Source organism: Nocardiopsis sp. iso_186, from assembly GCF_056173365.1.
This window is the reverse complement of the sequence record NZ_CM149670.1, coordinates 1,798,602-1,815,369: the sequence shown is the minus strand read 5'-3', so window position 1 is coordinate 1,815,369 and position 16,768 is coordinate 1,798,602. Positions and strand designations below refer to the sequence as shown.

General features: G+C 71.1%; 2 protein-coding genes. Both read left to right on the top strand.

Annotation, left to right across the window (positions count from 1 at the left end):
* Positions 1–1,321 precede the first annotated feature (1,321 nt).
* Positions 1,322–2,683: a serine hydrolase domain-containing protein gene (locus AC0VYP_RS08075; RefSeq protein WP_475473279.1), complete on the top strand. Its 1,362-nt coding sequence runs from the start codon at positions 1,322–1,324 to the stop codon at positions 2,681–2,683.
* Positions 2,684–2,762: 79 nt separating this feature from the next.
* Positions 2,763–16,709 (top strand): amino acid adenylation domain-containing protein, encoded by a 13,947-nt coding sequence (locus AC0VYP_RS08070; protein WP_475473277.1) that lies wholly within the window; start codon positions 2,763–2,765, stop codon positions 16,707–16,709.
* Positions 16,710–16,768 lie beyond the last annotated feature (59 nt).

Sequence of the window (16,768 nt, the reverse complement as noted above, 5' to 3'; positions counted from 1 at the left end):
GCCGCGGATTCTGTGCCCGGGCAGGGATGCGGCAGCCGGCCGTCGATCCGTACGGGCTCCTCGCTGCGCGATCGCCGTGGGACCGCGCCCGCCCGGAGCGTGACGTGACACCGCTGCCGCGCGCGGCACCGAAACTCCGGAGAAGCGGCGCCCACCTGCGATGACCGCGGTGTGATCGGCCTGGTTGCGCGCCGGCCGGAATGCCTTTGCCGGGCGCTGTCGCAGTGGCCGATGACGGTCCACTCCTCCGACCGTCCCCGGTTTTTCTCCGCCGGGCCAAAGACGTGAATGGTTCCCGCCGCCTCTACCGAGCGCCGGTGAATGGTTTCCCGCCGACCCCGGAAGCGCCCCACTCTCCCACCGGGCGACGCTGCCGCCCTTGTTCGGCAAAACTTTCCTTCACGTTCCCACCTCATACCGCACCGGCAGGCGAAAAATAGTTGCTTTTGTCGTAATGGCCGAAAATGGCCACCGCGAAGATTTTTCGGCAAGCCTCTTCGTCTTTATGATCGATTCGACAACACGGCAATAGAACAGTGCAGCTTTCGTGCTCCCCATGACCATGGAACGCACCTTTTGCCCGCACAGCACGAGCCCTTCCAAACACCCCCTTCTCCTCGCCGCCGATGGCCACCCCACCGAATCCCCCACTCATCCGCACGAACGCCCCACTTCTTTTCACGATTGCCCGGGGAGCGGACCGCTTTTATTTCCCCAGCTCCCCCCATGGCCAATTCCGGCCATTCCCCTCGACCAATCCTCGAAAGACCTTCACAAGGGAAGAGCACCGGCCCCCCTGCCACAGACATACTGTTTTTGCTGTTCAGAGCACTTGTGAAACACTTTTTCCACCGCGTTCTCCACCGGGTCGGAACCGAGAAAAAGCGCTCTCTACTCAAAAATAGGTACACAGCCACCTGGTGCACCTGACCTCCGCCCCACGAGGGAAACCACCGGATCCGGGATTCAGGGAGAGCGGGACGGATCGCACAGCACCGAAGAGCCACCACCCCTCCCCGAGGCTGCTCGAATTTCCGAATCCCTTATCCAATAGGCATTTGCGCCTCACAGCGGAGGGGTGCACAGCCACACATCCGCCTCACCTCCGCAAACCCCGCAGAAGCCCTGCTCCAGCACCTCCGAGGCCCGCACCTGCGCTTTTCGGCTCCCGCCGCACCCACTTGCACATTTACCTCGGTATGGGTGAGTCTTTCCCTATAGGTAGACCCTGCCCTACTACGGGTTTTAGGGTCAGCCGTACCACTCAGGGGCGGAATCGCATAGATTCACCGGATTTACGAGATTGCACGGGGGAGACGAAATGGAACGCGAACACCTGTCGGACCTCTTTGAGAAGCTGGCCCACAGGCATCGTGTACCGGGCGCACAACTCACCGTCTACCGGGACGGCGGGCTGCACGAAATGACCTACGGGGTGGAACGGTCCGGGACGACTCGGCCGGTCTCCCCCCGCTCACGATTCGCCTTCGGTTCGGTCAGCAAGGTCTTCACCGCCGCGCTGATCATGCAACTGGTGGAGGAGGGCGAGGTCAACCTGGACGAACCCGTCCCCGCCTACCTGGCGACACACCGGATCGCACAGGGCCACCCGATGCACACGGTGACGCTGCGCCATCTGCTCAGCCACACCGCGGGCCTGGTCTCCGACCACGAGGGCGAACCGCTGCGTTCGGCATCGCTGCGCCGCTACTTCGCCTCGGTGCTGGGCACCGAGCAGCTCCTGCGCCCCGGTACCGCGTTCTCCTACTCCAACACCGGTTACGCCGTGGCCGCCTACATCGTGGAGGCCGTCACCGGACAGGACTGGTGGGAAACCCTCGGCTCCTACCTGGCCCGCCCCGCCGGACTCGACCTCGCCTTCATCCACGATGCACGCTTTCCCTCGGCCGTGGCGGACACGGTCAGCGGACACGCCGTGCACGCCGCGACCGGCCAGGTCACCCCGATCGACTTCTACGTGGAGTCCACGCTGGCCGCCGCCGGAGGAATCGCCGGCAGCGCAACCGACCTGGTCGCTTTCGCCCGCGCCTTCATGGGCGACGACGACACCGTGCCCGGAACAGCGATCGCCGGGCCCGACGTGCTGGCCGAGATGGGGCGTTCCGTCACCGGTGCCGATCCCTTCGGCCTCGCCGACGGCTGGGGCGCGGGGTGGGGGATCTTCCACGCCGACGGAACCCGCTGGCTGGGCCACGACGGCACCCTGGACGGCGGAACCTGCAACGTCCGGTTCGACCCCATTGGCGGAGCGGCCGTGGCCCTCACCACCAATGCCACCAGCGGTCTACAGCTGTGGGAGGAGCTGGTGGTGGAGCTGCGCAACGCCGGTCTGCGAATCGGCCACTACTGCCAGCCCGCCCCGGTCGGCGCGGCGGCGGGTGTCGGCGAGCAGGTCACCGGTGACTACACCAACGGCGACCTCTCCATCAGCGTCACCTCCGACAGCACGGGAGCGCTGCGGTTCGGCGTCTCCAACGGCTTCGTGGGCGTACTGGACGCCGACCCCGACCTCACCTTCAGCGTGACGTCGGCCGAACGTGACCAGCCGCTGTTCAGTGGCCGTTTCCTGCGTGCCGCAGGGGTCTTTGGCCCCATCGAGTCCATGCAGTACAACGGCCGGACGCTGCGCCGCGCGGCCGTGGCCCGGCACCTCGCCGCCTGACCCCGCACCCTTCCCGCAGTCCCCCGTAACGGTCGGCCGGTCGCACGGCCGTCGAAGAACACCATAAGGAGAGGGCCCCGTGCCGTCTGCCCAGGAGTCCACCCATACCGCGGAGCACGTCAGCCCTTCCCTCAACCGGGCGGCACGGACCGCGTGTGCGCTGCCGGACCTGTTCGCAGCGCACGCACAGCGCACACCGAAGGCAGTGGCGCTGGTCGCGGAGGACGAGACCCTGGCCTACGCCGATCTGGCCGGACGGGTCGAACAACTGGCCGCGGCACTGGTCGCCGGCGGCGTTTCGCGGGGAGCGCCCGTGGGGGTGTGCCTGGAGCGGGGCGTGGGCCTGGTGGTGGCGCTGCTGGCGGTGATGCGCGCGGGCGGGGTCTACCTGCCGCTGGACCCGGCCTACCCGCGTGCCCGACTGGAGTTCATGGTCGCCGACTCCGGGGCGGAACTGGTGCTGACCCAGGAGGGCCTTGCCCGCGTGGTACCGGCCGGGGTACGCACGCTGCTCATCGAACGGGCCGAAGGCAACGGGGCAGTCCTACCGGCCGCTCCGGGGGTGGAGGAGGCCGCCTACATGATCTACACGTCGGGTTCCACCGGCGTCCCCAAGGGCGTAGTGGTGACCCACGGGGGGATAGCCGCGTTGGCCGAGACCCAGCGCGTGCGTATGGCGGTGCAGCCGGACTCGCGGGTACTGCAGTTCGCCTCCCCCAGTTTCGACGCCTCGATCTTCGAGGTCTGCATGTCGCTGCTCAACGGCGCGGCGTTCGTGGTGCTGTCCCAGGAGCGACTGCTCGGCGATTCGCTGGTGGCCACAATGCGCGAGCAGCGGATCACGCACGTGACCCTGCCCCCGGCGGTACTGCCCGGCCTGGACCCCACGGGCCTGCCCGACCTGGCCGCGTTGATGGTGGCCGGGGAGTCCTGTCCCGACGAACTGGTGGAGCTGTGGTCGCGCGGCCGGCGGATGTACAACGGCTACGGCCCCACCGAGTCCACGGTGTGCGCCACGATGAGCGCCCCCCTGGACGGCACCGGACGTCCGCCGATCGGACGGGCGGTGCAGGAGACGTCGGTCTACGTCCTGGACGAGGCGCTGCGCCCGCTCGGGCCGGGCGGCACCGGTGAGCTCTACATCGCGGGGCGAGGGCTGGCCCGCGGGTACCACGGCCGCGCCGGGCTGACCGCGCAGCGCTTCGTCGCCGACCCCTTCGGACCTCCGGGTGCCCGGATGTACCGTTCCGGTGACCTCGTGCGGATCCGGCCCGACGGTGACCTCGATTTCCTCGGCCGCACCGACGACCAGGTGAAACTCCGGGGTTTTCGGATCGAGCCCGGCGAGGTCGAAGCAGCGGTCACCGCTCTGCCCGGGGTGCTGCACGCCGTGGTGACGGTCCGCGAGGACCGACCCGGACAACGACGGCTGGTCGCCTACCCGGTCGTCGCCCCCGACGCCCCCGAGGTCTCACCCGACGCGTTGCGTGCCGCACTGGCCGCGACGCTGCCCGAGCACCTGGTGCCCTCAGCGGTGGTGGTGCTGGAGGCGCTGCCGATGACGGCCAACGGCAAGGTGGACCGGGCCGCCCTGCCCGCACCGACGTTCGAGACGTCGTTCACCGCTCCCCGCGACTCCGTCGAGCAGACCGTGGCCGAGGAGTTCGCCGCTGCCCTGGGGCTGGAGCGGGTGGGTGTCGAGGACGACTTCTTCGACCTGGGCGGCGACTCCATCCTCGCGGCCCGGGTGCTGTCGCGGGTGACCGCTGTCTCGGGTCGGACACTGGAGCGGCGCGCCCTGTTCGCGTCGCCCACCGCGGCGCTGCTCGCCGAGCGGCTGCGCGACGCGCAGGACGCGACCGACGCCGTCATCGGGAGGACCTCCGCCACGGGGCCGCTTCCCCTGTCCTTTGCCCAGCGCCGCCTGTGGTTCCTGGACCAGTACGAGCAGACGAGTGCCGAGTACTACACCGGTAGCGCCTACCTGATCCGCGGTGCGCTGTCGGCCACGGCACTGGGCGCCGCGCTGGCCGACCTCACCGACCGGCACGAGTCGCTGCGCACCGTCTTCGAGCAGGTGGACGGCGAACCGCGGCAGCGCGTCGCCGCGGTGCCCGACCCCCTCGCCCTCACCCGCCACGAGGATCTCGGTTCGCTGCCTCCGGCCGAGCGCGAGTCAGCGTTGGCGGGGCTGCTGGCCGCCGAGGTGGCCCGGCCCTTCGACCTCGCCGAAGGGCCCCCGTTTCGGGCCCTGCTGGTACGCAAGGACACCGACGAGCACGTGCTCGTGCTCAGTGCGCACCACATCGTCAGCGACGGCTGGTCACTGGACGTGCTGACCGCCGACCTCGCCGCCCTGTACCGCGCCCGGGTACGGGGCGAGCAGGCCGTCCCCCCAGCGCCGGGGCCACGCTACGCCGACTTCGCGGTCTGGGAGCAGGGACGCTGGAACGGGCCCCGGGTACAGCGGAGCCTGGAGTACTGGTCCCGGCACCTCGCCGAACCGCCGGTACTGGCCGTCCCCACCGACCATCCGCGTCCGGAGATCCGCACGACGACGGGCGCGGTGCACCGCTCGACGATCCCCGCTGCCGCAGTCGGGGGGCTCAGAGAGCTGGGACGCCGCTGCGGGGCGACCCTGTTCATGACGTTGACCGCGGTGACACAGGTCCTGCTGGCCTCGGTATCGGGCGAGCGCGACATCGCCTTGGGCGTGGCCTCCGCGGGGCGCGACCGCCCCGAGCTCGACCCGGTGGTCGGGTTCTTCGTCAACCCCCTGGTGATCCGCTCGACGCTGGACCGCCGCGCAACCCTGGAGTCCTTCGTGGGCGACGTGCGCGACACCGTGCTCACCGCCTTCGACAACGAGGTGCCGTTCGACTTGTTGGTCGAACGACTGGTCGGCGAACGCGACCCCTCTCGCACACCGCTCTTCCAGGCACTCCTGGTTGTGCAGAACGCCCACTCCGGGCGACTGGAACTGGGGGGCCTCGACGTCGAGGCACTGGACCTTCCGCGGGCGTGTGCCCTGTTCGACCTGGTCCTGGAGTTCGAGGAGCACGCCGGCGGACTGCGGCTGAACATCGAGTACAACACCGACCTCTACCGGCCCGAGCGCATCGCCCGGCTCGCCGCCGCGCTGGGATCGCTGGTCAACCGGGCAGCCGACTCCCCCCGGACACCGTTGGCCGCACTGGACCTGCGCACCGATGCCGAACGGCGAACGCTCGAACGATGGAGGGGCGACGTCGCGGCTGCGGCGCCGGCCACGGTGCCCGAGCTGTTCGCGTCCCGGGTCGCGACCGCCCCCCGGGCGACGGCGTTGGACGGTCCCGGGGGGCCGGTGAGCTACGCCGAGCTCGACGAGAGGGCACGGCTGCTGGCACAGCGGCTGCGGGCCCTGGGGGTGGGCGCGGAGTCGCCGGTGCTGTTGGTGGTGGAGCGTGGCGTCCACACCGTGGTCGCGATGCTCGCCGTGCTACGGGCAGGGGGCGCCTACGTTCCCTCCCACGCCGGCGACCCGGTCGAACGGGTACGCCACCTGGCCGGGGAGACCGGTGCGGTCTGCGTCCTCACCGACACCCCCTCGACACCGAGAGTGCCCGAGGACCTGGGCTGCCCGTTGTTGGTCCTGGAGGAATCGGGGCTGGTGGCACGGGAATCCGGTGCCGTCGCCCGACCCGAGGCGCGTGCGTGCGCGGTGCGACCGGACACCCTCGCCTACCTGATGTTCACCTCCGGCTCCACCGGCGCGCCCAAGGGCGTGGCCGTCACGCACCAGGACATCGTCGCCCTGGCCGCCGACCAGCGGTGGCGGGGCGGGCGTCACGACCGTGTCCTCTTCCACTCCTCGCATGCCTTCGACGCCGCCACCTACGAGGTCTGGGTGCCTCTGCTGTCGGGAACGACCGTGGTCGTGGCGCCCCCCGGACGACTCGATCCCGTCTCCTTCGCCGGTCTGGTCCGGGAGTACGACGTCACGGCGGCCTTCGTCACGACGGCGCTGTTCGTCCTGTTCGCCGGCCAGGACCCGGCCTGCTTCGCGGGGCTGCGCGCCGTGTTGACCGGCGGCGAGGCCGCCAACCCGCAGGCGTTGGCCCGGGTGGTGCGGGCCTGCCCGGACACGGTGGTGGCCAACATCTACGGCCCTACCGAGACCACTACGTTCGCGACCTGTTCGCCACTCGTCCCGGGGTTCGCGTCAACGGTGGCACCGCCGATCGGTTCACCATTGGACGGGATGCGGGTGCACGTCCTGGACGGGTTCCTGCGGCCGGTCCCGGCGGGGGTGGTCGCAGAGCTCTACATCGGCGGTGCGGGGACGGCTCGCGGGTATTGGCGGCGCCCGGGGCTCACCGCGGAACGGTTCGTCGCCGACCCCTCCGGCGGTGGCGGACGGCTGTACCGCACCGGGGACCTGGTGCGGTGGACAACGACCGGGGAACTGGAGTTCGTGGGCCGCGGCGACGCCCAGGTGAAGGTCCGCGGTTTCCGGATCGAACTCGGGGAGGTGGAGTCGGCGCTGCTGCGCTTCCCGGGCGTGGACGAAGCGGCCGTGATCGTCCACTCGACCGACGCAGGGGTGCGCCAACTAGTGGGCTACCTGGTGGGGACGGGTGACACCGAGACGATCCGCGGGCTGCTCACCGCGACGCTGCCGGAGTACATGGTGCCTTCGGTCCTCGTCCGAATGGAGGCGATGCCGCTGAACGCCAACGGCAAGGTGGACCGCCGCGCACTGCCCGCCCCCGACCGCGACGCATTGGGCACAGCCGCTTTCACGCCGCCGCGCACCGACGCCGAGCGGGTGCTGGCCGAGGTGTTCGCCTCGGTCCTGGGCGTGGACCGGGTAGGCGTGCACGACAACTTCTTCACCCTGGGCGGCGACTCCATCCTGAGCATCCAGGTCGTGGCGCGGGCCCGGCGCGCGGGCCTCCTGGTCACTTCCAAGGACGTCTTCGCCCGCCAGACCGTGGCGGCGCTGGCCGAGGCGGCAGTACCGGTTGACGCCGACGGTGCCAGGGCCGTCGGCAGCGGCCCGGCGGAGGGGCCGGTGGTGCAGACGCCGATCATGCGGTGGTTCTTCGACACCCACCCGCTGTCCCCGCACCACTTCACCATGTCGGTGCTGCTCGATCTGGACACCGGCACCGACATCACCGCGCTGGCGCGGGCGCTGGACGCCCTGGCCGCCCAGCACGACATGCTGCGGCTGCGGGTTCCCCGCGACGCCGAGGGCGCCCCGTCTCCTCTGGTGGTACCGGTGGGGCAGGCCGAGCTGCCGCTGGAGGTCGCCGACCTCGCCGCGACGGACGGCGACCGCACCCCGGCGGTACGCGCCGTGGTGGAGCGGGTGCAGGCATCCCTGGACCTGGCCACGGGACCACTCATCCGAGCCGTCCTGTTCACCGGCAACGACAACGAACCCACCCGACTGCTCCTGGTCGCCCACCACCTCATCGTGGACGGCGTGTCCTGGCGCATCCTCCTCGACGACCTCGCAACCGCCTACACCCACACCACCACCGGCCACCCACCCGACCTCGGACCACGCACCACCCCCTTCCCCCAATGGGCCCGACAACTGACCACCCTCACCACCACCGGCGGCTTCGACACCGAAACCCACTACTGGACGAACCTGGCCAACGGCGCCGTCCACGAACTCCTCCTCGATTTCCCCGACGCCACCGACACCACCGAGAGCACCCGGGAGACGGTGCGCGTCGAGCTGGACGAGGAGGCGACGCACCGGCTGCTGCACGACCTCCCCGCGGTGTATCGCACGCAGGTCAACGACGTGCTGCTGGCCGCACTGGGCCGGGTGCTGTGCGCGTGGACCGGCGCGCGGCAGGTGCTGGTGGACCTGGAGGGCCACGGTCGCGAGGACCTGTTCGAGGGAGTGGACACCTCCCGCACGGTGGGCTGGTTCACCAGCATGTTCCCCGTGGTACTGGGGACGCGGGCGGACCGTTGCGACCAGGTGAAGGAGACCAAGGAGACGTTGCGCGCGGTGCCCAACCGCGGCGTGGGCTTCGGCGCACTGCGCTACCTGGGCACCAGCGAACAACAGGCCGCACTGGCCGCCGTCCCCACCCCCGCCGTCAGCTTCAACTACCTGGGCCGCTTCGACACCACCGGCGCGGACACGTCTTTGATCGGTTCGGTCGTGCTCAACGCGGGCGGCGAGTACGCACCGGACGAGGTGCGCAGCCACGTGCTCGACGTCGTGGGCCGCGTCGTCGAGGGCCGGCTGCTGTTCGACTGGATCCACTCCGGGACCCTGCACTCCCGGGCCACGATCACCGAGGTCGCAAAGCGCTTCACCGCGGAACTCTCCGCGACCGTGGACGCCTGTCTCGCCGAGGACGGCGACGGCGCGACCCCGTCGGACTTCCCCCTGGTGGACCTGGACCAGCAGACCCTCGACCGGCTCGTCGGGGCGGGCCGCACCATCGAGGACGTCTACCCCCTCACCCCCATGCAACAGGGCATGCTCTTCCACTCCCTACTCGAACCCGACTCCGCCGCCTATGTCGAGCAGGTCTGCTACGTCGTGGCGGGGGTCGGTGGGGAGGTTGACGCGCTGGCCCGCGCCTGGACCTCGGTGGCCGCCGCCACACCGGTACTGCGCACGACGGTGGCCTGGGAGGGCCTGGAGGCCCCGGTCCAGGTGGTGCACCGCGACGCCGTGCTGCCCGTGACGGTGCTGGACTGGCGGGGACGCTCCCCGGCAGAACAGGCCGACGCGCTCACCGCGCTACTGGCCGCCGACGAGGCCGCGGGCCTGGACCTGACAGCCCGGCCTCCGGTCCGGGTGGCGCTGGCCCGCTTGGACGACACCAGGGTCCAACTGGTCTGGACCTTCCACCACCTGCTCCTGGACGGCTGGAGCCTGCCACTGGTACTCGACGACGTCCTCACCGCCTACCGCGGCGCCGTCCTGCCGCCCCGTCCGGCGTTCGGCGACTATCTGCGCTGGTTGGCCGATCAGGACCCCGGCGCCGCCCTGGAGCACTGGCGCGACGCGCTGGCCGGGTTCGACACCCCCGTCGCGCTGCCCTACGACCGCCGTCCCGACGACGCGCGCGCCGCCCGCTCCACCGAGCGGAGCACGGCTGAGCTGTCGGCCGAGCGCTCGGCGGCACTGCACGCTTTCACCAGGCAGCACCGCCTCACCCCCAACACCGTCGTGCAGGGCGCGTGGGCGCTGCTGCTGTCGGCCCACTCCGGCCAGACCGACATCGTCTTCGGCGCCACGACCTCCGGACGCCCCACCGACCTCCCCAACGTCGAATCCACCATCGGCATCTTCATCAACACCCTGCCCGTACGCATACGAATCGACCCCACCACAACCGTCACCCACTGGCTACACACCATCCAAGACAACCAACTCCACTCACGCCCCCACGACCACATCTCACTCACAGCCATCCACAACCACACCGACCTCCCCGCCGACACCCCCCTGTTCGACAGCATCGTCGTCTTCGAGAACTACCCCGACACCACCACCACCGACCACGGCGTCACCGTCGAGGAGGCCGGTGCGCACGAGGCCACGAATTATCCCCTGACCCTGGTCGCCTACGACGGCGAGCGCGTCGGGTTCCATCTCGCGTACGACCCCGCCCACTTCGATCCGGATACCGCCGCCACCCTCCTGGACCGGTTCCTGTGTCTGGTGGATGCGCTCGTGGCCGGGCCGGAGCACGTCCTCGCGGCGCTGCCGCAACAGGACGCCGCCGAACGGGACCTCGTCCTGCACACGTGGGGTGCCCCCGAGGGGCCGTCGCGCGCACAGACTCTGGTGGAGCTGCTGGCGGAGCAGGTGGCACAGCGCCCTGACGCGCCGGCCCTGATCAGTGCCGGCACGGAGATCGACTACGCAGGTCTGGCGGATCGCGCCGACACCGTCACCGAGGGCCTGCTCGCCCTGGGCGTGGGCCGGGGCGCGGTGGTGGGGGTTGCGCTGGAGCGAGGCCCGGACCTGGTCGCAGCACTGTTGGGCGTGGTCGGGGCCGGGGCCGCCTACCTTCCGCTGGATCCCGGCTACCCGCCCGAGCGTCTGGCGTTCATGATCGCCGACTCCGGGACCCGCGTGGTCATCGCCGGCGACGGCACCGCCCTCGCCCTGCCCGAGGGGGTGCGCCGGGTGTCCCCGGACGCGCTGGCGAGGACGCCCGCCGGATCGGCACCCGAGGCGGTACGGCCCGTCATCGGGCTGGACGACGCCGCCTACCTGATCTACACCTCCGGCTCCACCGGCACTCCCAAGGGAGTGGTGGTCACCCACCGGGGGGTGGCGGAGTTGGCCGCCGCGCAGGCGCACCGCTTCGCCACCGAGCAGGGGTTCCGGGTCCTGCAACTGGCCTCCGCCAGTTTCGACGCCTCCGTCATGGAGGTGCTGATGGCCCTGGGCTCAGGTGCCGCGCTGGTCCTGCCACCTCCGGGAGCACTGGCCGGAGAGGCGCTGGCCGGGGTGCTGCGGGACTACCGCGTCAACCTCACGATCGTTCCGCCGTCGGTACTGGCCACTCTGCCCGAAGGCGACTTCCCCGACCTGCGCACCCTGGTGGTGGGCGCCGAGGCGTGCCCGGCCGAACTCGTGCGCCGCTGGGCACCGGGGAGGCGCATGGTCAACGCTTACGGGCCGACCGAGATCACGATCGCCGCCTCGCTGAGCGACCCCCTCGAACCGGGCCGCACCCCACCGATCGGCCGTCCGGTCCAGGGCACCCGCATCTACGTGCTGGACACATTCCTGCGGCCGGTACCGGTGGGCGCACCGGGTGAGTTGTACGTGGGCGGGGCGGGCGTGGCCCGCGGCTATCACGGCAGGAATGCGCTGACCGCCGAGCGGTTCGTGGCCGACCCCTTCGGTTCGGGCGGGCGCCTCTACCGCACGGGCGACCTGGCCCGATGGACCTTTTCGGGGCAGTTGGAGTTCCTGGGCCGCGCCGACGGCCAGGTGAAGGTGCGCGGTGTGCGCATCGAGTTGGGCGAGGTCGAGGCGGCGCTGGCGGCCCAGCCCGGTGTGCGCCAGGCCGTGGCCGTGGTCCGTGAGGACCGGCCCGGTGTGCGGCAGCTGGTGGGCTACGTCGTGGGCGGCCCGGGAAGCGTGCCGGACGGAGCACGGCTGCGCACGGCTGTGGCCGCGGTCCTGCCGGGCGCGATGGTGCCCACGGCCGTGGTCGTCGTGGACGCGATCCCCCGCACCCCCAACGGCAAGACCGACCATCGTGCGCTGCCCGCCCCCGGGGCGAAGAGCGCCGGGGACCATGTCGCCCCACGCACGGACGCCGAGCGGGTGCTGGCCGAGGTGTTCGCCTCGGTCCTGGGCGTGGACCGGGTAGGCGTGCACGACAACTTCTTCGACCTGGGCGGCGACTCCATCGTCAGCATCCAGTTGGTCTCGCGCGCCCGCCGCGCGGGGGTTTCCCTCAGCTCCAAGGACGTCTTCACCCACCAGACCGTGGCGGCGCTGGCCGCAGCCGCACCACCGGCCCGCGAAGCGGGGGCCGTCAACGGCCCCGTGTACGGGCCGGTGGCGCAGACGCCGATCATGCGGTGGTTCTTCGACACCCACCCGCTGTCCCCGCACCACTTCACCATGTCGGTGCTGGTGGAGACGGCCCAACGCCTGGACCGCGCGGCGCTCGTGGCCGCGATCGGCGTGCTGCTGGACCGGCACGACATGCTGCGGCTGCGGGTGGACGGCGGCGACGGCCCGGGGCCGCGCATCGGCACCGAGGCCGATGCCGGACCGGTCGTGGAATTCGTGGACGCCTCAACGGCAACGGGAGAGGCGCTGGATGCGTTGGTCGCCACCGTGGTGGAGCGGGTGCAGGCATCCCTGGACCTGGCCACGGGACCACTCATCCGAGCCGTCCTGTTCACCGGCAACGACAACGAACCCACCCGACTGCTCCTGGTCGCCCACCACCTCATCGTGGACGGCGTGTCCTGGCGCATCCTCCTCGACGACCTCGCAACCGCCTACACCCACACCACCACCGGCCACCCACCCGACCTCGGACCACGCACCACCCCCTTCCCCCAATGGGCCCGACAACTGACCACCCTCACCACCACCGGCGGCTTCGACACCGAAACCCACTACTGGACGAACCTGGACGCACCCGCGGCGGTCCCGGTGGACGGGACAGGGGACAACACGGTCGCCTCCCGCTCCCTGGTGTCAACGACACTCCCCCCGGACCTGACCCGGCGCCTCGTCCAGGACGTCCCCGCGGTGTATCGCACGCAGGTCAACGACGTGCTGCTGGCCGCACTGGGCCGGGTGCTGTGCGCGTGGACGGGCAGGGAACGGATCCTCGTCGATCTGGAGGGCCACGGCCGCGAGGACCTGTTCGAGGGAGTGGACACCTCCCGCACGGTGGGCTGGTTCACCAGCATGTTCCCCGTGGCACTGGGGGTCGGCACCGACCGGGCCGCGTCGCTGAAGGAGACCAAGGAGACGTTGCGCGCGGTGCCCAACCGCGGCGTGGGCTTCGGCGCACTGCGCTACCTGGGCACCAGCGAACAACAGGCCGCACTGGCCGCCGTCCCCACCCCCGCCGTCAGCTTCAACTACCTGGGCCGCTTCGACACCACCGGCCCCGATTCCCTGTTCACCTCGATCCGGCCGGGAGGTGCGGAGTCCCCCGGGGCCGAGCGCGCCCACCTGATCGACGTGGTGGGCCGGTTGGAGGGCGGCGCCCTCGTCTTCGACTGGGCCTACTCGCGCACGCTCCACGAGGAGTCCACCGTGACCGGGCTCGCGGAGCGCTTCACCGCGGAACTGGCCGAGCTGGCCGATTTCTGCCTCGCCGAGGGTCGCGGCGGCGCGACCCCGTCGGACTTCCCGCTCGTGGACCTGGACCAGCAGACCCTCGACCGGCTCGTCGGGGCGGGCCGCACCATCGAGGACGTCTACCCCCTCACCCCCATGCAACAGGGCATGCTCTTCCACTCCCTACTCGAACCCGACTCGGGTGCGTACCTCGAACAGATCGTGCTGGAGCTCGACGGGGTCAACGACACCGGAGCGCTGGCCCGTGCCTGGCAGGAACTCGTGGCGGCCACTCCCCTGCTGCGCACGTCGGCGGTGTGGCGGGGAACGCCGTCCCCCGTGCTGCTGGTACACCGCGACGCCGTGCTGCCCGTGACGGTGCTGGACTGGCGGGGACGTTCCCCGGCAGAACAGGCCGACGCGCTCACCGCGCTACTGGCCGCCGACGAGGCCACCGGTATCGACCTCGCCGTCGCCCCCGCCGCGCGGGTGGCGCTGGCCCGCCTGGACGACACCAGGGTCCAACTGGTCTGGACCTTCCACCACCTGCTCCTGGACGGCTGGAGCCTGCCACTGGTACTCGACGACGTCCTCACCGCCTACCGCGGCGGGGCGCTCCCCGCGCGCCCCGGCTTCCGCGAGCACCTGCGCTGGCTGGGCGAGCAGGACCAGGAAGCCGGGCTCGCGTACTGGCGCGACGCACTGGCCGGGTTCGACACCCCCGTCGCGCTGCCCTACGACCGCGCACCCGAGGACGTCCGCGCCGCCCGCTCCAGTCTGCGCATCAGCCACGACCTGTCGGCCGACGCCTCGGAGGCGGTCCACGGATTCGCACGCCGCAACCGGCTCACGGTCAACGCCGTGGTCCAGGGCGCGTGGGCGCTGCTGCTGTCGGCCCACTCCGGCCAGACCGACATCGTCTTCGGCGCCACGACCTCCGGACGCCCCACCGACCTCCCCAACGTCGAATCCACCATCGGCATCTTCATCAACACCCTGCCCGTACGCATACGAATCGACCCCACCACAACCGTCACCCACTGGCTACACACCATCCAAGACAACCAACTCCACTCACGCCCCCACGACCACATCTCACTCACAGCCATCCACAACCACACCGACCTCCCCGCCGACACCCCCCTGTTCGACAGCATCGTCGTCTTCGAGAACTACCCCGACACCACCACCACCGACCACGGCGTCACCGTCTCCGGTGTGACCGCCAGCGAGGCCACCAACTACCCGTTGGCCCTCAGCGCCTACGCCACCGAGCGCATCCGGCTGCTCATCGGCTACGAACCGGCCCACTTCGACGCGGCCACGATCCGAGGACTGCTCGCCGACCTGGCCGGTATCGTCACCGCACTGGCCGCCGCTCCCGACGCTCCGCTGGGCCGGCTGGAACGCACCGCACCGCACCGCCCCCTGGGCCTGGCCCGGGGCGAGCACGCCGACCTGCCGGCGGGCTCGGTGACCGACCTGTTCGGCGCCCGGGTCGCCAAGCACCCGGACGCCCCTGCGCTGATCTCCACCGAACGCACCCTCACCTACGCCGAACTGGACGCCGAGTCCGGACGCCTCGCCGCACGGCTGCGCGATCTGGGGGTGGGCCCTGAGTCGCGGGTGCTGCTGCTGATGCCGCGTTCCCCACGGGTCGTGGTGGCGATGCTCGCCGTGCTCAAGGCAGGCGCGGCCTACGTTCCCGTGCACGCGTCGTTCCCGCCCGACCGGGTCGCCCGGCTACGCGCCGACACCGGGGCGTGCACGGCCGTCGTCAACCCCGCGATGGCGGATCGGCTTCCCGACACCTCGGTGCCGCAGATCCTGGAGTTCGGGCCCGACACCGACCTCGGCCCCGACTCGGGGCCCCTCGCCGACGCTGTCGCGGTGCCCCCGGCCACAGCCGCGTACACGATGTTCACCTCCGGCTCCACCGGTGCGCCCAAAGGCGTGGTCGTGAACCACCACAACATCGTGGGCCTGGCCCTGGACCGGCACTGGCGCCGCGGCCACGAACGGGTGCTGTGGCACTCCCCGCACGCCTTCGACGCCGCCACCTACGAGGTGTGGGCGCCACTGCTGGGCGGGGGTGCCGTGGTCGTGGCCGAGGGCGACCTCACCGCCGCGGAGATCCGCCGGGCCGGCAGGGAGCACGGCGTGCGCGCACTGTTTCTCACCACCGCCCTGTTCACCCTGTTCGCCCAACAGGATCCGGAGTGCTTCGCCGACCTGGGCGAGGTGTGGACCGGAGGCGAGGCCGCCCAGCCCGCGGCGTTCGCCCGCGTGCTCCAGGCGTGCCCGACCACCCGGGTCGTGCACGTGTACGGCCCCACCGAGACGACGACCTTCGCCACCTGCACCCCGATCGACCTTGTCGGAGCACAGTCCGCCCGGACGCCCATCGGTCGCCCCATGGACGGCACCCGGGCCTACGTGCTCGACGCGATGGTGCGGCCCGTACCGGTCGGGGTGCCCGGTGAGCTCTACCTCGCCGGCGACGGTGTGGCACGCGGCTACGAGGGGCGTCCCGGGCTCACCGCCGAACGGTTCGTGGCCGATCCCTTCGGTTCGGGCGGACGGCTCTACCGCACCGGTGACGTGGTGCGCTGGGGGACCGACGGCCGCATCGAGTTCCTGGGCCGTGCCGACGGCCAGGTCAAAGTGCGCGGGCACCGCATCGAACTGGGCGAGGTGGAGGCCGCGCTGACCGCGTGCGCGGGGGTGGCCCAGGCCGCGGTGACCGTGGCCACCGCCCCCTCGGGCACCCAGGTCCTGGTGGGCCATATCCGGCCCGAAACCGGCCACGCACCCGACACGGGGGCGCTGACGGCAGCGCTGGGAGCGTCCCTGCCCGCCTACATGGTGCCCGCAGTGCTCACGGTCATGGACGCGCTTCCCCTCAACCACAACGGCAAGGTGGACCGCGGGGCACTGCCCGCCCCCGACTGGGCGCCGGCCGCACGGGCCCGCTACACCGCGCCGGAGACGGTCGCCGAAGAGGTCGTCGCCGATATCTGGTCCACCGCACTCAAGCTCGACCGGGTCGGTGTGCACGACAACTTCTTCGAGATCGGCGGCGACTCGGTGGCCAGTATCCGCGTGACCGGGGAGATCGAAGCCGCGTTCGCGGTCCGTCTCCCCACTCGGACCGTGTTCGACCACCAGACGCTGCGGGAGTTCGCCGCCGCGGTGGAGGCCGCGGTTCTGGACGAGATGGGCGGCTGAGCCGGTGCGTCCCACCCCGACCGCCCCCAGCCCGAGACGTTTTTCGACCCAACGGTGGA

Bases quoted from the DNA above. Each gene is read 5' to 3' on its own strand.
- AC0VYP_RS08075 (WP_475473279.1), top strand. From the start codon at position 1,322: ATGGAACGCGAACACCTGTCGGACCTCTTTGAGAAGCTGGCCCACAGG.